21 protein-coding genes are annotated in these 21,022 nt (G+C 40.4%); 13 read left to right on the forward strand and 8 right to left on the reverse strand.

Features of this window, described 5'->3' with window-relative positions; all coding sequences use genetic code 11:
* The first annotated feature begins 292 nt into the window (after nucleotides 1–292).
* Nucleotides 293–667 (forward strand): hypothetical protein, encoded by a 375-nt coding sequence (locus ACE1CC_RS17795; protein ID WP_413271769.1) that lies wholly within the window; start codon nucleotides 293–295, stop codon nucleotides 665–667.
* A 42-nt stretch (nucleotides 668–709) separates the two neighbouring features.
* Here the strand turns inward: ACE1CC_RS17795 and ACE1CC_RS17800 are convergent, their stop codons facing one another.
* Entirely contained in the window at nucleotides 710–1,654 is a 945-nt protein-coding gene (locus ACE1CC_RS17800; RefSeq protein WP_413271770.1) for a CPBP family intramembrane glutamic endopeptidase, read from the reverse strand.
* Nucleotides 1,655–1,751: 97 nt separating this feature from the next.
* On the opposite strand from ACE1CC_RS17800, the gene ACE1CC_RS17805 reads away from it, so the two are divergent.
* The gene (locus ACE1CC_RS17805) at nucleotides 1,752–2,081 is read left to right on the forward strand and encodes a hypothetical protein (RefSeq protein ID WP_413271771.1); all 330 of its coding nucleotides are present in this window, start codon (nucleotides 1,752–1,754) and stop codon (nucleotides 2,079–2,081) included.
* 4 nt (nucleotides 2,082–2,085) lie between these two features.
* Nucleotides 2,086–2,430, forward strand: a complete 345-nt coding sequence (locus ACE1CC_RS17810; protein ID WP_413271772.1) for a DUF6717 family protein — start codon at nucleotides 2,086–2,088, stop codon at nucleotides 2,428–2,430.
* Between the two features lie 45 nt (nucleotides 2,431–2,475).
* Here ACE1CC_RS17810 and ACE1CC_RS17815 read toward each other — a convergent pair whose 3' ends face one another.
* The 3 genes from ACE1CC_RS17815 to bchM form a co-directional block, all read right to left on the reverse strand.
* Nucleotides 2,476–3,096 (reverse strand): hypothetical protein, encoded by a 621-nt coding sequence (locus ACE1CC_RS17815; RefSeq protein ID WP_413271773.1) that lies wholly within the window; start codon nucleotides 3,094–3,096, stop codon nucleotides 2,476–2,478.
* Between the two features lie 54 nt (nucleotides 3,097–3,150).
* Nucleotides 3,151–3,528, reverse strand: coding sequence for a DUF423 domain-containing protein (locus ACE1CC_RS17820; RefSeq protein ID WP_413271774.1), 378 nt, complete (start codon nucleotides 3,526–3,528; stop codon nucleotides 3,151–3,153).
* Nucleotides 3,529–3,654: 126 nt separating this feature from the next.
* Nucleotides 3,655–4,341 carry a magnesium protoporphyrin IX methyltransferase gene (gene bchM, locus ACE1CC_RS17825; protein ID WP_413265122.1) on the reverse strand — a complete coding sequence of 229 codons (687 nt, stop codon included), beginning with the start codon at nucleotides 4,339–4,341 and terminating at the stop codon, nucleotides 3,655–3,657.
* A gap of 120 nt (nucleotides 4,342–4,461) precedes the next feature.
* Here bchM and ACE1CC_RS17830 point away from each other — a divergent pair, with 120 nt between their 5' ends.
* Nucleotides 4,462–5,307, forward strand: a complete 846-nt coding sequence (locus tag ACE1CC_RS17830; protein ID WP_459563868.1) for a GNAT family N-acetyltransferase — start codon at nucleotides 4,462–4,464, stop codon at nucleotides 5,305–5,307.
* Here the strand turns inward: ACE1CC_RS17830 and nagA are convergent.
* Nucleotides 5,299–6,480, reverse strand: a complete 1,182-nt coding sequence (gene nagA / locus ACE1CC_RS17835) for an N-acetylglucosamine-6-phosphate deacetylase (RefSeq protein ID WP_413265120.1) — start codon at nucleotides 6,478–6,480, stop codon at nucleotides 5,299–5,301. The two genes, ACE1CC_RS17830 and nagA, sit on opposite strands and share 9 nt — an antisense overlap.
* Nucleotides 6,481–6,547: 67 nt before the next feature.
* On the opposite strand from nagA, the gene purE reads away from it, so the two are divergent.
* The 8 genes from purE to ACE1CC_RS17875 all read left to right on the forward strand — a co-directional run bounded on the left by purE (nucleotide 6,548) and on the right by ACE1CC_RS17875 (nucleotide 16,553).
* Entirely contained in the window at nucleotides 6,548–7,072 is a 525-nt protein-coding gene (gene purE / locus ACE1CC_RS17840; protein WP_413271776.1) for a 5-(carboxyamino)imidazole ribonucleotide mutase, read from the forward strand.
* A gap of 445 nt (nucleotides 7,073–7,517) precedes the next feature.
* Nucleotides 7,518–9,182 carry an ammonium transporter gene (locus tag ACE1CC_RS17845; protein WP_459563867.1) on the forward strand — a complete coding sequence of 555 codons (1,665 nt, stop codon included), beginning with the start codon at nucleotides 7,518–7,520 and terminating at the stop codon, nucleotides 9,180–9,182.
* A gap of 265 nt (nucleotides 9,183–9,447) precedes the next feature.
* Nucleotides 9,448–11,007 (forward strand): ammonium transporter, encoded by a 1,560-nt coding sequence (locus tag ACE1CC_RS17850; protein ID WP_413271777.1) that lies wholly within the window; start codon nucleotides 9,448–9,450, stop codon nucleotides 11,005–11,007.
* Between the two features lie 84 nt (nucleotides 11,008–11,091).
* Entirely contained in the window at nucleotides 11,092–11,967 is an 876-nt protein-coding gene (locus ACE1CC_RS17855; protein WP_413271778.1) for a GDSL-type esterase/lipase family protein, read from the forward strand.
* 202 nt (nucleotides 11,968–12,169) lie between these two features.
* Complete coding sequence (locus ACE1CC_RS17860) at nucleotides 12,170–13,375, forward strand: 4-hydroxy-3-methylbut-2-enyl diphosphate reductase (RefSeq protein WP_413271779.1); 1,206 nt, start codon at nucleotides 12,170–12,172, stop codon at nucleotides 13,373–13,375.
* Between the two features lie 206 nt (nucleotides 13,376–13,581).
* On the forward strand, nucleotides 13,582–14,298 hold the full coding sequence (locus tag ACE1CC_RS17865; protein ID WP_413271780.1) for an NACHT domain-containing protein: 717 nt from the start codon (nucleotides 13,582–13,584) through the stop codon (nucleotides 14,296–14,298).
* A 75-nt stretch (nucleotides 14,299–14,373) separates the two neighbouring features.
* The gene (locus tag ACE1CC_RS17870; RefSeq protein ID WP_413271781.1) at nucleotides 14,374–15,717 is read left to right on the forward strand and encodes an NACHT domain-containing protein; all 1,344 of its coding nucleotides are present in this window, start codon (nucleotides 14,374–14,376) and stop codon (nucleotides 15,715–15,717) included.
* Between the two features lie 41 nt (nucleotides 15,718–15,758).
* Nucleotides 15,759–16,553: an Rpn family recombination-promoting nuclease/putative transposase gene (locus ACE1CC_RS17875; protein ID WP_413271782.1), complete on the forward strand. Its 795-nt coding sequence runs from the start codon at nucleotides 15,759–15,761 to the stop codon at nucleotides 16,551–16,553.
* Between the two features lie 198 nt (nucleotides 16,554–16,751).
* Here ACE1CC_RS17875 and ACE1CC_RS17880 read toward each other — a convergent pair whose 3' ends face one another.
* A complete protein-coding gene (locus tag ACE1CC_RS17880; protein ID WP_413271808.1) occupies nucleotides 16,752–17,642 on the reverse strand; it encodes a mechanosensitive ion channel family protein in 891 nt (296 codons plus the stop codon).
* Between the two features lie 186 nt (nucleotides 17,643–17,828).
* Between ACE1CC_RS17880 and ACE1CC_RS17885 the strand changes: the two genes are divergently transcribed.
* On the forward strand, nucleotides 17,829–19,259 hold the full coding sequence (locus ACE1CC_RS17885; RefSeq protein ID WP_413271783.1) for a carotenoid oxygenase family protein: 1,431 nt from the start codon (nucleotides 17,829–17,831) through the stop codon (nucleotides 19,257–19,259).
* A 193-nt stretch (nucleotides 19,260–19,452) separates the two neighbouring features.
* Here ACE1CC_RS17885 and ACE1CC_RS17890 read toward each other — a convergent pair whose 3' ends face one another.
* Together ACE1CC_RS17890 and ACE1CC_RS17895 are read right to left on the reverse strand one after the other, a co-directional pair.
* Nucleotides 19,453–20,466: a zinc-dependent alcohol dehydrogenase family protein gene (locus ACE1CC_RS17890; RefSeq protein ID WP_413271784.1), complete on the reverse strand. Its 1,014-nt coding sequence runs from the start codon at nucleotides 20,464–20,466 to the stop codon at nucleotides 19,453–19,455.
* Nucleotides 20,463–20,864 carry a hypothetical protein gene (locus ACE1CC_RS17895; RefSeq protein WP_413271785.1) on the reverse strand — a complete coding sequence of 134 codons (402 nt, stop codon included), beginning with the start codon at nucleotides 20,862–20,864 and terminating at the stop codon, nucleotides 20,463–20,465. The genes ACE1CC_RS17890 and ACE1CC_RS17895 overlap by 4 nt, the downstream gene beginning before the upstream one ends.
* Between the last annotated feature and the right edge of the window lie 158 nt (nucleotides 20,865–21,022).

Below are 21,022 nucleotides of genomic sequence, written 5' to 3' on the forward strand. Positions count from 1 at the left end.
CTAATCGCCTAAGCCCTATAAGTGGGCAAAGCGGTATGTGGTGACAAACACCGAATTAACAAGTAGCCGTGTGCGGTGAAAAGTCGCAAGCACGGTTTTGAATGGGAGGGTAGAGGGGTGACTCTCTACTCGACCCCTAACATAGCTAGAGAAAAGTCTTTCTTAAGTGTGGTGAAGAGTGAAAAAGCTACAGATGTCAGGACGTTTTATCAAACGTTTCTACATCTGAGGTAAACGATGTTTATTTGTAGCACAAATCAATCCAACCAATATCACACCAGAGAAACAAGCTATGCAAACTATCGCCAAAATTGCTTCCCTTCTGGGAATGTCTGCTTTAATTGTAGGGATTCCTCTTGTTGCTGATGCACAGGTTGTGCCAAGATCGAGAATTCAAATCGATCCCGCAGTTGTAGAGGATTTGGAAATTAATCGATATAACTTTAGTCAATTTAGTGAAGCTGAGGTTACTTACGGTATTTATCAACCCGCTTATGGTGCTATTGCCTATAGCACTCAAACTTTACCTATAGGTGTTGGAGGCCCTGATTTAGAAGCAACTTGGCCTGACACTTTTGTTGTTAAATTAGGTGAAGGACAAGTAGTAACCCAACCAAATTACAGACAAGGAGACAATTTCCTGCAAGTAGAGTTGTTAAGATTTTGATCTCTTAAGCTAGGTAGGAAACCCCTAAATTGATTTCTCTGATTACTGGGGTTTCCTGTTAATTTTTGGTTCTGGCATTTTAGTTGTTTGATTATCTTGTCTATCTTGGGAATTTTTTCGGAAGATAATTAGATAGAAGATGATGGCTGCGATCGCACTACTTACTAAAGTGTATAAAGGATTTAATGTATAATTAAAAACTGGATAAGCAGGTAAAGCAGAATTAATGGGATTAACTAACAAAATAGTAAATAAGTTATTCGCCGCATGAACTCCTAAAGCTAGTTCTAAACTATTATCTTTAACAGTAATGAGCGCTAAGAAAAAAGCTAACCCTAAGTAAAAAAGAGCTAAAATAAAAAAATTTGATTCTACTTCGGGATTTCCTAAATGGATAGCTGCGAAGATTAACGATGAAAAGCCAACAGGAATCCAGCGTATACGAGTAATTAAGCTAGCTGTTTGCATTAGATAGCCTCTAAAAAAAAGCTCTTCAACGCTAGTTTGAATGGGAGTTAAAAGTAAGGCAAAAGGGAGAAATAGGAAAAATTTACTTGGGTTATAACTAAACTCATAACTCTGGGGAAACAGTGCATATTCGATCGCGCAAGCAATACCTAAAAGAATAAACCACAGCCAAAATCCCTGGACAATTCTGGAAATCTTAACTTGACTTCTGGGAGTAATTAAACTAATGAATTCTCGCTGATGTATAAACCTAACTGCAATATACAAAGCAAGTAGAAAAACCATAAAAGCAAAATGAATTACTAAATAATTCCATAATAAATCTATTCCGTCAAACCGATTTAGTTCCGAGTCAAAACTTGTGCGATCGTTACCATCATAAAATACTAAAAGTATTAAAGCTAAAGCAGGTATATTACCAATCACTAACCAGGAAAATAAAATCAAAGATATTGCTGACAGGTAACGCCACCATTGGTTTTTGCCGCGCTTAGCTAAAAATAAGTATGTATTTGCCATTATTTTTACAAGTATGTTTTACCAAAAAATATCATAACTAATAACATTTTTCCATATCTATAATAGGATTGATGTAAGATTATCTGTGTGATCCAAAATGAAAATCAATTTGGCTCGGATAGTTTGCCAATTAGTTAATGGGACATTAGGGGGAGTTTCGCTAATTTTATTACAGAGTCCGTCCCTATTAGCAAATACTATCCCTGATCAGGTAACTAACGGTTTATATCGTTCTAATTCTGAAGATTTCTTTCACCAAGGAAAGCGTCAATTTGAAAAAGAAATCCAGATCTTAATGCGACAACTACTGAGCGAACCTGAGTCACTGTTAAATATTAGTGATGAAGTCCAAATCAAAGAGGAAGAGGTTTTAGAAAACCATAATTTATCCCCAAATAATTCTGTTAATAATAAAAGTGAGAGGTAGTCTGATGTTTAATGCAATCATGGTAATTTTTCCCTACAAATATGAACAGACATGGGTTTTTGATGACGAAAGAGTAGGACTAGTAAAAGAACCTTTTGTTAGCGGTATACCCCAAATGATTGATGTTTTAGTACAGGATATTCCCCTGGCTGAAAATGGGTTTCGCTTATTATTTTCTAGTAATCCTTTTCCGGGATATCAAGCAGAATTAAGTTGGTTAAAAGAGGAATATGGGGGTAACTGGTATATTTGGGAAACCAAAGATATGGAAGGTTGGTTATGTCCAGCATTATTTAAATATTTTACAGAAACACCGCCAAAGATTTACTGTAAAGCCGAAATAATTTAATAATTTGTATTGGCGTAAATTTAGACGATCGCGCCAACCAGATGATTAATCTTTCGGTTCATCTCCCTTAATTAAAGCTTCTAAGAGGCGTTTCTTTTGATCGGTCTCTACTAATGCTTCCAAGGTAGTGGGAATTCCTAAAGTGGTAATTACTCCTTGAGTGCTAATGGTGAAACTATTAATTAACCATTGATTTTCTCGCCTGATAATTTGCATTTTTATTGTGGCTGAGCCTTTTTCAAAATCTGCTTCAGCAACATAGTTACCTAAAGCGATTTTGCCAAATTTCTGACTACTACCTAGATACATTTCTTTGCTTGATTCTGGGGAATGCCATCCTCCTACAGCACCTTTATAGGATTCTAGTTTGCCAAGTTGACGACAAAAAGCAACAATTTTTTCTGTTTCTTCCGAGTGGGATAATTCTAAAAATTGGGGTGTAGCTCTGTCGTAAAGCTTTTTAAAGTTCCAATCATTGACTGTTTCTAAAATTGCTGTATTTACATAGTCCTGTGCTTCCTCGTTTAACTCCATTGTTTGAGGCAGAGATTTAAGATATTTAGGTAGGAAGATAAATACAGCAATGACTATAGCTAAGACCGTTACTGCAATTAAAGCTATTAAAATTAAGAAAATCCCACCAGAGATCATTAAGAATTCTTTCATGGCACCCCCCTCTAATTGGACATGGTAGGGGAAAATAATAATGTTAATGGCTGACTACTTCAACGCCCAAGCTGCGATCGCCAGACAACTCCATCCTACTATAAAAGCTGCACCCCCAACGGGTGTAATTGCTCCTAGCCACTTGATCCCGGTTAAACTCAAAGCGTACAAGCTGCCAGAAAAAATTATTACACCCAAAATAAAAGCCCAACCAGATGTTAGCAGAAACGGTGTGGGTTTTTCAAATCGAGTCAGCAGCAACGCCACCAACACCAAAGCCAAAGCATGATACATTTGGTAACGAGCGCCTAGTTCAAAAATAGCGATCGCTCTTTCTGTAAGTTTTTCCTTCAAGGCATGGGAAGCAAAAGCGCCAGCAGCTACAGACACAGCCCCAAAAATTGCCCCAAACATTAAAAAAATCCGCATCATATTTTTTACTCACCAAGAAACGACTTCAGTCGTTACAACAGACTTGTTCGTTGTGACGACTTTAGTCGTTCTATTCTGACAAAGGAACGACTAAAGTCGTTACAACGAACTTAAATTAAGTTTATTTTATTTACGAGTTGCTTCTAGGATGCGAGAGAAGTAAAAACGAGTCTTAGTCATTGCTTGTCTTTCTATGGAAAATCCGCAACTTTCCAATATTTTCACAATCTCAACTTCTCGGTGCAAATAAGCGCGAGTTGTTTTACTAGGCCCTGGGAAAAAACTGCCTATTTTCTTCAACAAACTGAGACAAAGAGTTTTTGGTGCAAAGCTAATTATTAACCTTGATTCTGATAAAGAACTGAGATGATTAATCATATCAGCCGCTTTTTCTTGAGGATAATGAATTAATACATCCAAGCAAATTACAGTGTGATACTTGCCGCTTAATGATTCCAAATCTTGAACAGCAAAGGTGAGATTATGATTATTTCCTAGAACTTGTTGTGCTCTATCTTTAGCTTCACCGACCATTTTTTCGGAAATATCGCTAGCATAAACTTTAGCGCCAGCTTGTGCTAGGGGAATGCTGAGGCTACCCACACCACATCCAGCATCGCAGATAGATAAATCAGTTAAATTATCATCTGCTTTTAGCCAGCTAATTACCGTATCTACAGTTTGTTGGTGTCCGTTGCGAATGTCCAGTTGGACTTTGTTAACTTCACCATCCCCGTAAATGCGTCGCCATCTGTCAAAGCCAGTAGAATTAAAGTAGTTTTGAACAATAGTTTTGTCGTCAGCTGCGTTCATGAATTTGGGTTTGCCTAACAAGTTGCCAAAATTTAATTTAACATAATTGTGGTCAGCCAAAACCATAATATAAAATCTTGGTTAACAGTTAATCAACTTCAAGTAAATTTTATGGCAGATATCAACAGCAATCTATTTAAAATTCGACCCATGACTCTGGCTGATTTAGAATTATCCTTAGAATGGGCAGCAGCAGAAGGTTGGAACCCAGGAATTTACGATGCAGAAGCATTTTATGCAGCCGATACTGGTGGTTTTTTAATAGGTGAAATTAATGGCGAACCTATTAGTAGTATTTCTGCTGTTAGATATGATGACACATTTGGCTTTATTGGTTTGTATATTGTTAAACCAAATTGGCGAGGTCAAGGTTTTGGTTTACAAACTTGGAACGCAGGTTTAAAGCTATTAGAAAATAGAAATGTTGCTTTGGATGGAGTGTTAGCGCAAGTTGAAAATTATCGTAAATTTGGTTTTCAGTCAGCTTATCGTCATGTACGTTATGCAGGTTTGGGAATGGCTACAGATTATAATAAAAGTATTGTACCTTTATCCAATGTACCAATAGAAAATTTACTGAATTACGATCGCCAATGCTTCCCCACTCCCCGCCCGCAATTTCTGCAAAAATGGATTAATCAACCGGAAAATTCTGCTTATGGATTCCTCAAAAATGACAATTTATCTGGTTATGGAGTTTTGCGAAAATGTCGCAATGGTTTTAAAATTGGGCCTTTATTTGCCGATGATTTAGAAATAGCAGAGTCGCTGTTTCTAGCTTTGATTAACCATGCCCAAAATCAAGCAATTTTTCTGGATACACCAGATGCAAATCCCCAAGCTATTTTCCTAGCGCAAAAGTATCGGATGCAGCCAGTATTTGAATGCGTGAGAATGTACACTGGTGGCATACCAGAGTTTGATATTACAAAGGTTTTTGGAGTTACAACTTTAGAGTTAGGTTAAGAGTCTTTGCCAACGTAAAAGAGGTTCATTAGTTGCTTGGGATTGACTAGTTTGCCAGCGTAATAATTGATAGCCAGATTGCCCAATTATAGCTGGAATTCCCATTGCTTTGCGGGGAGAAACGGTGGCTAATGCGATCGCTTTTTCCTGAACACAAATCCCCCACCTTACCAAATTTTGTACTCCCGCTAATAACGGCAAAGTAGTCCCCGCTAGAACACCATCTGGCAACTTAGCGGTGCTATTTTTCACTTCAATTTCTCTGACATCCCAAGGATAAACACCATCAGGTAAACCTAAAGGCGAAAGTGCATCACTAACTAAAAAAATTCCCTTATCGTAATCACTAGCACGAAGCAATATTTGCATCATCGCTAAAGAAACGTGCTGTCCATCAGCAATTAAACCACATCTTACATTAGAATCAAGAATTGCTGCCCCTAATAATCCAGGTTCGCGGTGATGTAAACTTGGCATAGCATTAAAAGCATGAGTCACCATTGAAGCACCCAATTTAAAAGCCTTTTCTGCCTGATTGAATGTCGCTTGAGAATGTCCTAAACTGATGATAATTCCTAAGTCTTGTAAATAAGAAATTACTTCATCCGTTGGATCTAATTCCGGTGCTAAAGTAATAACTTTTACAACACTTGGGTAATCGCCCAAAACTCGCTTGACATTTTCCAGAGTTAAAGGCAAAAGATACTCAACCGGATGTGCCCCGCGTTTTTGGGGATTTAAAAATGGCCCTTCTAAATGAACACCCAAAACTTTGGCTGTAGGTTTATTTTCTGATTGGGAACTAACAAAATCTGCGAAAATTGCTAAACTTTGGTGAAAATTTTCCAGAGAAGTTGTCACCAAAGTTGGTAAAAAACTATCAACTCCTTGATGCCAAAGAAAATCACAAATTGCCGGAAGTTTGTCGCAATTGTCCGAATTTAATTCAGGAAATGCTAAACCAAGCGCCCCATTAATTTGTAAATCTACACCACCTAAAGAAACCCAGTCACCTGCAACATCTATAATATGTTGATTTGCTGTAGAACTTTGGGAATTAACGACACCCATTTGCTGAATTTTGGTAATCTTGCCTTGGGAGTCGATCGAGATTTTTTGTAGACCTTTGTACCCTGGAAATCTAACGTTAGTAATCTGCACCGGAAAAATCATTGGTTCTGTTTGCTACAACCTCTGTCAGAATAACTAATAACCTTTTGACTTGTCGAACTTTTGTACAATGACTGACCAACCATTAGTTGGTATTATCATGGGCAGCGATTCCGATTTACCAACTATGCAGGGAGCGATCGCCATTTGTGAAGAATTCAGTGTAACCTGTGAAGTTGCCATCGTCTCCGCCCATCGCACCCCTGAACGCATGGTAAATTATGCCCAAACAGCCGCCCAGCGTGGCTTAAAAGTTATTATCGCTGGTGCTGGCGGCGCTGCTCACTTGCCCGGAATGGTAGCTTCCCTAACTCCTTTGCCTGTAATTGGCGTACCCGTACCCAGTCGTCACCTCCAAGGCGTTGACTCGCTTTATTCCATTGTGCAAATGCCTGCAGGAATTCCTGTAGCAACTGTTGCTATTGGCAACGCCACCAATGCTGGACTCTTAGCAGTGCAAATTTTAGCGACTTATCAGCCTCAATTGCAAGAAAAAGTAGTACAATACCGCCAAAATCTCTCAGAATCCGTAATTAACAAACAAACCAAGCTAGATAATGTTGGTTACAAGCAGTATTTGCAAGACACACATTAGTTGGGAATAGGGAATAGGGTTTAGGGTTTAGGGTTTAGGGTTTAGGGTAAGTTTTCCATAATTTTCTCCCCTGCTCCCCTGCCCCCCCTGCCCCTGTGCCCCTCTGCTTACTGCCTTATGCAGGAAAATGTATAAATTGCTACAGAATTCTTGGACAAAAAGATTGACTATAGTCAGATTTGAAACCTAAAACGCATAGTTGTCCTAAGTAAAATTGGGGAAAAAATATCTAAAAATAATCCCCTCAAGTTACAATCACCAAACATTAGTCGAAAAAGTCTTGAGACGTTTTACACATCGGAAGAACAGCGCTTAAATCATGCCTAAATTAGTCCTCAGAAAGAAGAGGTCGAGAACGAAAGCTAGAAGACCATTTGCAAATAGACGGCTCGACCAAGTATTAAGTTCCAAATTTTTGCAGAAATTGCCAACGAGAGTAAAGAGGTTGTCTCCTAGTTGGCAAGCTTGTATTCCCTTAGCTTTAATGATTGTGTTGTCTTGGGGTTACATGGCGATCGCACAAGATGCCACACCCACTGCCACACCTACAGAGCCAGGAATTGTACAAGAAGCTACACCAACGGCATCACCTTCACCGGAAGGCACAACTGCACAGGATGGCACAGCCGTTCCATCGCCTGTACTTACACCTGTTCCGGTACCAGCGACACCAGCCGATCCCGCAGCCGCTAGCGCAGCGGTACCTGCTGCTGGCCCTACAACTGCCGAGTTAAAAGTAGCATTAGATACATTGTGGGTAGTAATCGCTGCCTTTTTAGTATTCTTTATGAACGCTGGTTTCTGTATGTTAGAAACTGGCTTTTGTCGGGAGAAAAACGCGGTTAACGTTTTAGCGAAAAACCTAATTGTATTCGGTCTTTCCACCCTGGCGTTTTGGGCAATTGGTTTTAGCTTAATGTTTGCCGACGGCAACGACTTCATTGGCGGACTAGGTGGAATGTTCCTCAATGGACAAGATAACAGTCCAGCCACAGGAGACGCTTACAAAGGCATTTTCAGCGCTTTGAACTGGACAGGTGTACCCTTAGAAGCCAAGTTTTTGTTCCAATTAGTATTCGCAGGAACCGCAGCCACGATCGTATCTGGGGCTGTGGCGGAAAGAATTAAATTCCTTGACTTCTTAATCTTTAGCATTTTACTTGTAGGTATTGCTTACCCAATCACAGGACACTGGATTTGGGGCGGTGGCTGGTTAGCAAAAATGGGATTCTTTGACTTCGCTGGCTCCACTGTAGTTCACTCAGTTGGTGGCTGGGCAGCGCTGATGGGTGCAGCATTTTTAGGGCCCCGGATTGGCAGATATCAAAGTGGTGGAACTGTGGCTTTACCCGGTCACAATATGAGTATTGCCACCTTGGGTTGCTTAATTTTGTGGTTGGGTTGGTTTGGATTTAACCCCGGTTCGACAATGGCTGCTGATGGTAAAGCGATCGCACACATCGCCCTCACCACCAACATGGCTGGTGCTGTCGGTGGCATCGCTGCTACTATTACCGCTTGGCTGTACCTTGGTAAACCAGACCTCTCCATGATCATCAACGGGATTTTGGCAGGCTTAGTTGGAATTACAGCCTCCTGCGCCTACGTCAACATGGGCAGTGCTTTAATCATTGGCTTAATAGCTGGGGTGATCGTCGTTTTCGCTGTTACCTTCTTCGATAATCTCAAAATAGACGACCCAGTAGGTGCTACTTCAGTTCACTTAGTTTGCGGGACTTGGGGTACATTAGCCGTTGGGCTATTTTCCGTTGGCCCAGGTGGTTATCCCTGGATGGTTGATCTGGCTGGTAAACCAATCGGCCCACATGGATTGTTTATGGGTGGCGGCTTCACCACACTCTGGCCCCAAATCGTCGGCATTCTTAGCGTCGGAGGCATGACCGTTTTAGTAAGTTCCCTCTTTTGGATAGCACTCAAAGCTACTTTGGGTATTCGTGTAACTCCCGAAGAAGAAATCGTCGGTTTGGATATTGGCGAACATGGCATGGAAGCCTACAGCGGCTTTGTTAAAGAAGCTGGCCCTTCCAATTTGGGAGGTAAATCTGGAGGAATTTCTAATAATCCTGGTGGCATAACTACTAACTATTAGTTAATGCTTAACTAATTGCAGCAACTACATTCACTAATTTGTTAATAAACTTACCGTCATAACTTCAGAAATTTTCTGAAGTTATGACGGTAATTTATGTTTATAATTGATGAATTATACTGAATTTCAATAAACTAACAACTAGAAAAAATTATAAAATTTTAAATTATTTCGGTTGAGAAAACACAGAAACCATATACTTATAACTCGTTCAATAAAATTCATTTCTGCCAAATGCTTGCTTGGTAATAGAAGGAAAAGGTAAATGTTGAAAAAATTTATTATTCCTTGTCTAATTTCGGCTTTGGTGTTGATTGGGCCAACGGCAATCCAATCTTGGGCGCAAACATCGCCTTCACCAAGTCCGACACTCACGCCGGAAGCATCCCCCACGTTAGTCTCTCCGAGTCCGGCAGTCTCGCCGGAAGCCTCTCCTACGTTAGTCTCTCCTACCCCGGCATCCCCAGCACCAGAATCACCTTTACCAGATGCCTCGCGTCAGGAAACAACCTCACCAGCAGCAGAGGAAGTCTCGAAAATCGACACAGGGGATAGTGCTTGGATGCTAATGTCCTCAGCATTAGTGTTGTTGATGACACCGGGATTAGCGTTTTTCTATGGTGGGTTGGTGCGATCGCGCAACGTCCTCAACACCATGATGATGAGCTTGATCTTAATGGCAGTTGTTGGTGTCACCTGGATTTTGTGGGGTTACAGCCTCGCCTTTGCCCCCAACGAACTGACACCAGGAGGCAATCCCCCTTACATCATGAATCCCATTTTAGGCAGCTTGAAATGGGCATTTTTGAATGGTGTTGCCTTCGATCAACCAGATCCCATTGGCTACACACCCACCATTCCCCATCAACTATTCATGGTCTACCAGATGATGTTCGCCATCATCACCCCAGCGATCATTTCTGGAGCAATAGTTGAACGAGTCAGTTTTAAAGCTTTCTTCTGGTTTATCATCCTTTGGTCTACCTTTATCTATTCCCCCTTAGCTCACTGGGTTTGGGGCAAAGGTTGGATCGGTACTATGGGAGCCTTAGACTTTGCTGGAGGAACCGTCGTACATATCAGTTCTGGTGTCTCTGCTGTAGTCGCTGCTTGGATTTTAGGCCCCAGGAAAACTTACCCCACCCAACCCGCTGCTCCCCACAACGTCCCTTATGTTTTACTGGGAATTGGTTTGCTGTGGTTTGGCTGGATGGGTTTCAATGGTGGTAGTGCTTTAGGTGCAGGCCCATTAGCTACCGTAGCTTTTGTTGCCACTACAGTAGCTACCGCAGCTGGAGGTCTAACTTGGACTATTGCAGAATGGGTATTAAGAGGCAAACCCACCGCGATTGGTATTGCTAGCGGTTTCCTCGCCGGACTAGTAGCTGTAACTCCCGCCGCAGGTTTTGTCACTCCTTTGGGAGCAATTTTGATGGGTTCGATCACTGCTTTCTGTTGTTTTTGGGCTGTGAGCTTGCGGGCGAAGTTGCAATTCGACGATTCTTTGGATACTTACCCGATTCACGGCGTAGGCGGTACTATAGGCGCGATTCTCACGGGTGTTTTTGCAACTAAGGCAGTTAACAGTGCGGGAAATGATGGGTTACTATATGGCAATCCCGGATTAATCGTTACCCAAGTAATTGGTGTGATAGCTACATATATCTTTGCTGCTGTTGGTACACTAATTATCTTGAAGCTTCTGGGTTTGGTGATGCCGTTGCGGGTGAAACCATTGGCAGAAGACCAAGGTTTAGATATCAACGAACATGGCGAAGAAGCTTATGGAGAAGAGTTTGCTTCCGGGTTGAGTCTAGGCGAGTAATTTATACTGTTTTGGATTTTAGATTTGCTCTATTCTGAACGAAAAAGGAAAATCTAAAATCTAAAATCTAAAATTTCTAATCGAATGACCGATCGCACTCTCAAATCAGAACCAAACACATTGAAATCGAATCGGGTATTAAATTCCCTCAAGAATTACCCGACTTGGGCTTTGCTGTCTCTAGCTGTTAATGCTTTACTTATACTGGTGGTTGGCTGGCTACTACGCGATAGTTGGTGGCCCGTTGATTATCAGATTAGTCCTTCTGTTGCTAGAGAAAGTCTGTTGTCAGAAGCTTCTTCTACCACTCCCGGTTTAGGAAAAAGACATCAATTGACTTATCAAAAGTGGATGAATATTTTGCAGCAGGAGGCGAAAGTTGCTGCCGAAAAACAGCCTGAACATTTAAATATTTTGTTGGGTGATTCCTTGAGTCTTTGGTTTCCGCCAGATTTGTTACCAACAAACAAAAATTGGTTGAACCAAGGAATTTCCGGGGAAGTTTCCCAGGGTTTATGGCGGAGGTTGGGGTTGTTCGATCGCACTCAGCCGCAAAGAATTTACATCATGATCGGGATTAATGACTTAATTCGAGGAGTGGACGATCGGACTTTGTTGCAAAATTACCGCAAAATTCTCCGACGGTTGCGACGAGTTCATCCCCAAACCCAAGTCATAGTACAGTCGATTTTACCTCATGGTGGGGAAGAAGCAACTTGGGAAGGGCGCGATCGCTTAATCGCAATTCCCATCACTCGCATTCAACAGCTTAACCAACAATTAGCTGTAATCGCCCAAGAAGAAGAAGTAAAATTTTTAGATTTATATCCTTTATTTACCAATGCTCAAGGTCATCTTCGCGCCGATTTAACCACAGATGGATTACATCTTAACCGCCAAGGTTATCTAGTTTGGCGATCGGCAATCCAAATGTACACACAGTTAGTTTTGGGGGAGTAGGGATCTCTCGGTGCAGGGGTGCTCTCGGTGCAGGGGAGAAAATTATTCAAAACTTATCCTACACCCTACACCCTACACCCTACACCCTATACCCTATCCCCTGTTCCCTGTTCCCTGTTCCCGGAAAATCGCATGACAATGGTGCCTATTTCCCGGTAGTCTGAAAACATCTGCACTTGGACTTTTCAGACAAGGGACAACAATGGATACAAAAGCTTTTAAACGTTCACTGCAACAATCAGAAAACTACCATCGTAAAGGATTCGGTCATCAAGAGGAAGTCGCTGGAGTTCTGAAATCCGAGTATGAAAGCAGTCTGATTCGGCAAATCCGCGAAAATAACTATACCCTGGAACGGGGAGATGTTACCATTCGGCTAGCTGAGGCGTTTGGCTTTTGCTGGGGTGTGGAACGTGCGGTAGCAATGGCTTATGAAACTCGTCAGCATTTCCCAACGGAACGAATTTGGATTACTAATGAAATTATCCACAATCCTTCGGTAAATCAAAGATTGCGGGAAATGCAGGTTGAATTTATTCCTGTAGAAAAGGGTAACAAAAATTTTTCTGGCGTTGGTAAGGGTGATGTGGTAATTTTACCCGCCTTTGGTGCTAGCGTCCAAGAAATGCAATTGCTTTCGGAAAAAGATTGCACAATTGTTGATACTACTTGTCCTTGGGTATCAAAAGTTTGGAACACTGTGGAAAAGCACAAGAAAAAGAGTTACACCTCAATTATTCACGGTAAATATAACCACGAAGAGACGATCGCCACAAGTTCATTCGCTGATAAATATTTGATTGTGTTGAATATGGCACAAGCTGAATATGTAGCGAATTATATCTTGAATGGTGGCGATCGCGAGGAATTTTTAGCTAAATTCAACCGTGCTTATTCTGAGGGTTTCGATCCCGATGTAGATTTAGAATGTATCGGTATTGCTAACCAAACTACCATGCTCAAAAGTGAAACCGAGCAAATTGGGAAATTGTTTGAACATACGATGATGAAAAAGTATGGCCCTGCTCAGTTAAACGAGCATTTCCAAAGCTTTAATACAATCTGCGATGCCACTCAAGAACGGCAAGATGCGATGTTTAAATTAGTGGATGAAAAATTGGATTTAATGGTAGTAATTGGCGGATATAATTCTTCCAATACTACGCATTTACAAGAGATAGCGATCGAAAGAAAAATTCCCTCTTATCATATCGATTGTGCTGAGAGAATTGGCCCCGGAAATCGCATCGAACATAAGATTTTACACGGTGATTTAGAAGTAGTAGAAAATTGGCTACCTGCTGGCAAAATTGTCGTGGGAATTACCTCTGGTGCTTCGACACCGGATAAAGTTGTGGAAGATGCGATCGAACAAATCTTCCAATTAAAAGCTGCCGTAGCAGTTTAAAAGCTCATCATAAAAACCAGATCCCCGACTTCTTGAAGAAGTCGGGGATCTATAGATCTAGCTATACGTAGGGTGCGTTAACGCCAGTGTAACGCACCATCCCACTGAATGAATTTAACTTTTACATAATATTTGAATGTAGCGATGAGCTTGATTAATCAGCTATATTCGTATCAATAAATTTATATTGAATCACCATTCATCTTATGACAGGAATAGAACTTTTAGCGGCACAAGCTATTAGCGGCATAGCAGTTCCAGTTTTCCAAACACTTTGGGGAGGAGGCGGAAAATTTCTGGGAATGTTTGGCAGAACTTTAGATGAAAAAACCAAACAGTTAATTTTTAATGCTTCTCAGCAATATGCTCAGAACTACAAAGAACGACATGGCATTTTAAAAGTTTTGGGAATGCGTGAATTTGTAGATTTGGAATCTATTTATACATCTGTACTATTTTTAGATGATTCAGCTATTCGTAGTTTTGCATCTATTGAAACATTAGAAGAAGCGTATCGCGAAGCTAAAAGCCGAAGATTTGAAAATAAAGAATGTCCCAAACAAGAAGGAATTAAAGTTGCTAATGATAAACAATATCTTATGGTACTTGGTGGCCCAGGTGCAGGAAAGTCTACATTTTTGCGAAAGATGGGATTAGAAGCACTGAAGGGTAAAAAAGGAAAGTTTAAACATAGCTGCATTCCTGTTTTTATTGAATTGAAATTATTTAATTCTGGCGATATCAACATTGAGCAAGTTATTAGCGAAGAATTTCGGATATGTGGTTTTCCAGACCCAGACAAATTTACAGCCAAGGCATTAGAACAAGGCAAATTATTGATTTTATTAGATGGACTGGATGAAGTACCAACAAATAACTTGAATCAGGCAATTACCGAAATTCAAAACTTTGTCGATCGCTAGGATAAAAACCGCTTCATTGCCTCCTGTCGCACAGCCGCTTATCACAGTGGTTTTCGCCGCTTTAGCGATGTCGCAATGGCTGATTTTGATGATACTCAAATTCAGCAATTTATTCAGAATTGGTTTCAATCAGATTCAGACAAACAAGCAAAAACCGGAGAAAAATGTTGGGAGTCGCTACAAAAACCAGAGAATGAAGCAGCGAAAGAGTTAGCCCATACACCTTTATTATTAACGTTTCTCTGTTTAGTTTACGATCGTTCGCAAAACTTTCCTGATAATCGCAGTGTTCTTTACCGCAAAGCACTGCGAATTTTGTTAGAAGAATGGGCATCAGAAAAACGGATTCTGCGAGATGAAATTTACCAAGGGCTGCATACAGAATTAGAAGAGATACTACTATCTGAAATTGCTTATACAGGTTTTGAAGCAGATCGGTTGTTCTTTCCTCAGCGAGAAATTGTACAGCAAATCAAAACCTTTTTAGCTGGTAATTTGAATGCACCTCAGCATTTGGATGGTGAAAAAGTTTTGAATGCCATTGCTATTCAACAAGGGATTTTGGTAGAACGAGCAGAGGATGTTTTTTCCTTCTCCCATTTAACGCTACAAGAATATTTAACCGCCCAGTACATTGATGACAATAGATTGATTAATCAACTGGTTAGTCAACACCTGAAAGATGGACGCTGGAAAGAAGTATTTTTGTTGGTGGCTGGGTTAATGCGTGGTGGCGCAGATGAGTTGTTGTTGTTGATGGAAAAGGAAGCACAAAATTACATTATTAGTCCGAAGTTGAAAGATTTATTGAGATGGGCAGAACAGGCAACAAATGGTTCACCAGCAGATCTAAAACCTGTGGTTAAACGTGCGATCGCCTACGCCAAAGCCTATGCCATCGTCTACGCAAAAGCTAACGCAAAAGCTAATGCCAAAGTTAACGCCAAAGTCTACGCCATCGCTTACGCCAACGCCATTGCCAACGCCAACCCCAATGCCAACGCCTACGCCATCTACGCCATCGCCTACGAAATCGCCTCCACCAACGCCAAACCCAATGCCTACGCCATTAATGAGGCTATTAAGCTTGCCGAGGAATTAAAACAAATGCAAATTTTTCATGCTTTAAATTTGACTACATTAATTGCTAGATTGAAAGCCCTAAAAGCTCAAAGTCCTGATGATAATGAACCACTTACAGTACGACAAAAATTTGTGGAACGTATTCTAGAAACTTGGCTAAATGCTCTCAATCTTAGGCCGGAACTAATAAATTTATCTGAAGAAGAAGCAGTAACACTCAAAAACTATTTCTATGCAAACAATCTAATTTTGCAATGCAAACAAGCCGCAGTGCGAGTCTCACCAAAAACCTGGGAAGGAATTGAAGAAAGAATGTTGTTACCGCCAAACAACTAAAATACTAAAATTCCACCTCAACACCAAAAAGCAAAACCAACGTGAAAACCGACTCCATATTCTACCGCCTATTCAAAACCTTCCCCCGCATCTTTTTTGAATTAATAGGACAACCAAACATCGATATCAACACCTATCAATTCGTCTCAGTTGAAATCAAACAAACCGCCTTCCGAATAGATGGCGTATTCATCCCCGTTCCCAACACCAACGCAGAAACAGTATATTTCACAGAAGTCCAATTCCAACCAGATACAACATTTTACCGCCGCTTATTCTCCGAAATCTTCCTTTACCTCCGCCAAAACGAAACCGTAAACCTTTGGCGTGCGGTAGTAGTTTATCCCACTCGCAGAATAGAAACAGCAGACACAATACCCTATCAAAGTTTGCTTTCCACTCCCCAAGTACAACGCATCTATTTAGATGAATTAGGAGAAGCAGCAAACAACACTTTCGGATTGAGAATTGTACAATTAATAATTGAAAGGGAGGAAACAGCAGTTACCAGCGCCAGAGAATTAATCTCTCAAGCGCGAGAACAAATAACAGATGCCACAACCAAGCGAGAAATTCTAGAATTAATAGAAACAATCTTAGTTTACAAATTCACTCAATTAAGCAGGGAGGAAATCCGCCAAATGTTTAACTTCACCGAAACCGAATTTAAACAAACCAGGGTTTATCAAAGTATTAAGCAAGAGGTTGAACTAGAAACCAAGTTGGAAACTGTATCCCGTTTACTAGCTTTGGGTTTAACTGTGGAACAAATCGCCCAAGCACTTGAATTAACTGTAGAACAAGTGCAGCAAGTAACTGAGAATCAAAATAACTAACTCAAGTTGCTAGTTACGTTTAGTAGGGTGCGTCAGAAGCCGAAATTTAGTGATCTCTCTCCAATTTTTTGCTATCTGACGCACCCTACAACTAACTCAAGTTACTAGTTACGTTTAGTGGGGTGCGTCAGAAGCCGAAATTTAGCGATCTCTCTCCAATTTTTTGCTATCTGACGCACCCTACAACTCAAAAATTGTTCACTCGCCAGCTTTTTTACCATTGGAAATAGCGACGTTATCGTTGTATTTTTCTTGGTCATAATAGTAAAGCGTGCGGATAGGATAGGGAATATTAATTCCTGCTTTATCGCACGCTTCTTTTAAGGCAATTATTACTTTGGTTCTAGTGCGGCGAACGTGGATTTTTTGCGGTAAAGTCCAATAACGCACGACAAAATCGATCGAACTTTCCCCAAAACCTAATCCATCTACTTCTGGTTTTGGTTCAGCTAAAACACCCTCGATTTCTGATACTGCTTGTAGCAAAACATCTACAGCTAAACGTAAATTAGTATTGTAATCTACACCTATTCCTAAATCTGTGCGCCGCTGACGTTGGGCGGTTAATACTTGTACTGGGTTAGTAAATAAAACAGCATTTGGGATTACGACTATTTCCCCTTGATAGGTGACAATTTGTGTAGAACGAATCGCAATATCTTCTACTGTACCTTCATAATCTTGGACAATTATTTGGTCGCCAATGCGAAAAGGTTCTTGCAATAATAGCAAGATTCCTGCTAAAAAGTTTTTGAATATATCTTGAAAAGCAAAACCAAATGCAACCGAACTTAACCCTAGTAAACCAATTAAATCTCCTAAGCGTAAATCAGGGAAAGCAATTACAGAAGCAACCAGAATGCCAACTACCCAAACTGTAACATAGCTGGTTTGGATGAGGAGCGATCGCAAAGATAAACTTTTAATAGTACGTGCCCCAATCCTTTTTACTCCCTGTCTGACTACATTAGCAATATAAGAAGTTAAACAAACAACAATAAGCGCCGTCAAAAAAGCGGGGAAAGCTTCCACACCATGACCAATTAGTGTTAACAGACTCTCTTTTACTTGCTGATACAATGCCTTCATAAACATACAAACAATACAACTGGAAATGTTTATTTTTGGGAAAAAATAGCTAAGACAATATTGTAACCATGAGTTTGGTTCTCAGTCATACCTCTAAAGGTACTTTTTTGTTACAATTTTTAAATAACGGCTTGACAAAAAGCAAATTTGAACTGATAAACTCTGCGTTTCTCCTACCTGCGAAAGATGACAACAATTACTAAACCCTCAACTCGGAAAGCTTGGGCAAATGCGATTTCCCAACCAGCACAAGAATTTCCTTTAACTCCCTTGTCAATTATTGCGGGTAAAATTCCCGCAGGTTTGCGTGGTACACTCTATCGTAATGGCCCCGCTAGATTAGAACGTGGTGGCGAAAAAGTTGGGCATTGGTTTGATGGTGATGGGGCAATTCTGGGCGTAAATTTCAGCGATAATGGCGCTACGGGAATTTATCGCTATGTGCAAACTGCTGGATATTTAGAAGAATCAAAAGCTGGTAAATACCTCTATGGTAATTATGGCATGACTGCGCCTGGGCCTTTTTGGAATCAGTGGTTTAGGTCGGTGAAAAATTCTGCTAATACTTCAGTTTTAGCTTTGCCAGATAAACTTTTAGCACTTTGGGAAGGCGGAAAACCTCATGCTTTAGATTTAGAAACTTTGCAAACTCAAGGATTAGATGATTTATCTGGTTTAGGTGAGAATTTAACTTTTTCTGCCCATCCAAAATGCGATGCTAAAACCGGGGAAATTTTCAACTTTGGCGTGAGTATAGGAAAGAATTCAACTCTCAATATTTATCAGAGTGATTCAACTGGTAAAATCCGGCGAAAGTCTAGTTGTCCTGTGGATGGAGTTCCTTTAATTCATGATTTTGTCATGGCAGGTAAATATTTAATATTTTTTATTCCACCAGTACGAGTAAACTTATTGCCAACCCTTTTTGGTAAGAGTTACAGCGATGTAATGGAATGGAAACCGCAGTTAGGAACTCAAGTTTTAGTTTTCGATCGCACAACTCTATCCCTAGTAAGTAAAAGCGAAGCTGAACCTTGGTATCAATGGCATTTTAGCAACGGTTATGTAGATAATAACGGAGAAATTGCGATCGATTTCTTTCGTTATCAAGATTTTCAAACTAATCAACGTCTCAAACAATTACCTAGTGGAGAAATTCAACTTCCTGCTAAATCAACCTTGTGGCAAGTGCGTCTCGATCCTGAAACTGGTAAGGTAAAATCAAGTGAAGAATTGCTCGATCGAGATGGTGAATTTCCTATTGTACCCCAGGAAAATGTCGGGGAATTTTCTCGTTACACTTTCATGTCTTTGCATGGCAAGAATTCGGACACTACTAGGGAAATATATAGTACGATCGCACGTTTCGACCATCAAACCAACACCCTCCAAGAAGCAAACTTAGGCGAAAATCACTATCCTGTAGAACCAATTTATGCACCTGATTCCCTACATCCTCATCAAGGTTGGGTGTTAACAGTTGTCTATGATGGTAACAACAATCAAAGCGAAGTTTGGGTATTTGATAGCGAAAGATTAGATGATGAACCTGTGTGTAAATTAGGATTACCTAGCGTTGTTCCGATGGGATTTCATGGTACTTGGAAAGCAGGGTAAGTGTTCATCAGTCTGGTTTTTCAGCAATAATTAACTAACCCTACTCAACAAAAATACAATGTACTGATTTAAGCTAACATTTTCCTGGGGCGGGGAGGGTTCCCCCCCCACAAAAATTACAACATTATTTTGGGGTGGGGCACCTGCCCGCCATAGTTTTTACTTTATTTACATCGACCTCCTTACTATCATACTAATCGAACCTCAGACAAATTTTACCAAAATGTGCCCCACTTGCCAAATATTCTAAAGCTTCCCTTGCTTCTGTAAAGTGAAAAGTGCGATCGACAATTGGTTTAATTCCATGTAATTCGATCGCCCGATTCATCTGGTCAAACATCTCACGGGAACCAACATAAACACCTTGAACAGTAACAGCTTTATGCAAAATAGGTAAAGGGTTAACTTCCGCCGTGTTACCCGTGAGAACCCCAATTAAACTAATATGTCCACCCACAGAAACGGCGCGGAAAGATTTAGGTAAAGTTCCCCCACCTCCCACTTCTACCACATAATCAACACCGACACCATTTGTTAATTGATAAACCTGTTCATCCCAATTAGGATTTGTTTTATAATTAATTCCATCAGTTGCACCTAATTTCAGCGCTTTTTCCAACTTTTCCTCACTGCTGGAAATAATAATAACTCGCGCCCCAGACATTTTTGCAAACTGCAAAGCGAACAGAGAAACACCACCAGTACCTTGCAAAAGTACAGTGTCTCCAGCTTTCAAATTACCACCAGTTATTAAAGCATTCCAAGCAGTGACAGCAGCACAAGGTAAAGTTGCAGCTTCTTCATCGAAAAGATGTTGCAAAACTGGAATTACTCCATTTTCATCTAACACAATGTATTCTGCTAATACACCATCTACAGGACTACCTAAAGTTGAGCGAAATACTTCTTTTGAGGGTTTTCCCGCTAACCATTTTTGAAAGAAGATACTGGCAACTCTTTCACCTACTTTAACTCGCGTTACTCCTTCGCCAACAGCAACTATTTCGCCTACGCCATCGGAAAGGGGAATTAAGGGTAATTTTTGTTTGGGATTATAACGTCCTTGTACTACTAATAAGTCTCGATAATTTAGGGAAGCAGCGTGTAATTTTAGTAAGACTTGTCCTATACTGGGTGTGGGGATTTGCCGATCGCACAACCGCAAACAATCTAAACCAAAGTTATTTTGTATTTCTATCGCTTTCATTTTTTCCGCCATTGTTCTAAGGAAACGTATTCGCCTGTGATTTCATCTTGCACGGTAATCCTTTCTTCTGGCATATTAACGCGAAACCAATAAAGTGTGACAATGCGATCGGGATGATCTTCAAAAAGTCTCACCGTGTAAAAAGGTTCAGTTTTAGTTGGTGTACTTTCTATCATTAATTTAACTCTTATTTTGCCATTTGATAACCTTCTGATTTCTGCCGCTTTTTGCTGTACTTCTGGAAGTCGCCAAACTAAATCCATTACTTTTTCGCTATCATTATTAGTAGCTTGTGTCATCAAGAAAGATTGATTAGCTAAAGCTTTGTTTTCTCTGGGCGAGGTTAGAGGGATTAAAAGGAAAAAAGCGAAACTTAGGACAATTGTTAACTTTTCCATTTGAAATATCTCAAGCTATTAGACAAAAGGTTTGTCCTGTGCGTCAGACTGTAAAATTTGGGCAAGTCACAGGAATTTTTAGTTCTGACGCACCCTACTTTATTTATTTACACCTACTTATCTCAAGTAGAGTGCGTCAGACTGTAAAATTTGGGCAA

It is taken from the genome of Floridaenema aerugineum BLCC-F46 (assembly GCF_041929345.1).
GTDB lineage: Bacteria > Cyanobacteriota > Cyanobacteriia > Cyanobacteriales > Aerosakkonemataceae > Floridanema > Floridanema aerugineum.

Coding starts and splice junctions, on each gene's coding strand:
- ACE1CC_RS17795 (WP_413271769.1), top strand. CDS start 293: ATGCAAACTATCGCCAAAATTGCTTCCCTTCTGGGAATGTCTGCTTTA.
- ACE1CC_RS17800 (WP_413271770.1), bottom strand. CDS start 1,654: ATGGCAAATACATACTTATTTTTAGCTAAGCGCGGCAAAAACCAATGG.
- ACE1CC_RS17805 (WP_413271771.1), top strand. CDS start 1,752: ATGAAAATCAATTTGGCTCGGATAGTTTGCCAATTAGTTAATGGGACA.
- ACE1CC_RS17810 (WP_413271772.1), top strand. CDS start 2,086: ATGTTTAATGCAATCATGGTAATTTTTCCCTACAAATATGAACAGACA.
- ACE1CC_RS17815 (WP_413271773.1), bottom strand. CDS start 3,096: ATGAAAGAATTCTTAATGATCTCTGGTGGGATTTTCTTAATTTTAATA.
- ACE1CC_RS17820 (WP_413271774.1), bottom strand. CDS start 3,528: ATGATGCGGATTTTTTTAATGTTTGGGGCAATTTTTGGGGCTGTGTCT.
- bchM (WP_413265122.1), bottom strand. CDS start 4,341: ATGAACGCAGCTGACGACAAAACTATTGTTCAAAACTACTTTAATTCT.
- nagA (WP_413265120.1), bottom strand. CDS start 6,480: ATGATTTTTCCGGTGCAGATTACTAACGTTAGATTTCCAGGGTACAAA.
- purE (WP_413271776.1), top strand. CDS start 6,548: ATGACTGACCAACCATTAGTTGGTATTATCATGGGCAGCGATTCCGAT.
- ACE1CC_RS17850 (WP_413271777.1), top strand. CDS start 9,448: ATGTTGAAAAAATTTATTATTCCTTGTCTAATTTCGGCTTTGGTGTTG.
- ACE1CC_RS17855 (WP_413271778.1), top strand. CDS start 11,092: ATGACCGATCGCACTCTCAAATCAGAACCAAACACATTGAAATCGAAT.
- ACE1CC_RS17860 (WP_413271779.1), top strand. CDS start 12,170: ATGGATACAAAAGCTTTTAAACGTTCACTGCAACAATCAGAAAACTAC.
- ACE1CC_RS17865 (WP_413271780.1), top strand. CDS start 13,582: ATGACAGGAATAGAACTTTTAGCGGCACAAGCTATTAGCGGCATAGCA.
- ACE1CC_RS17870 (WP_413271781.1), top strand. CDS start 14,374: ATGGCTGATTTTGATGATACTCAAATTCAGCAATTTATTCAGAATTGG.
- ACE1CC_RS17880 (WP_413271808.1), bottom strand. CDS start 17,642: ATGAAGGCATTGTATCAGCAAGTAAAAGAGAGTCTGTTAACACTAATT.
- ACE1CC_RS17885 (WP_413271783.1), top strand. CDS start 17,829: ATGACAACAATTACTAAACCCTCAACTCGGAAAGCTTGGGCAAATGCG.
- ACE1CC_RS17890 (WP_413271784.1), bottom strand. CDS start 20,466: ATGAAAGCGATAGAAATACAAAATAACTTTGGTTTAGATTGTTTGCGG.
- ACE1CC_RS17895 (WP_413271785.1), bottom strand. CDS start 20,864: ATGGAAAAGTTAACAATTGTCCTAAGTTTCGCTTTTTTCCTTTTAATC.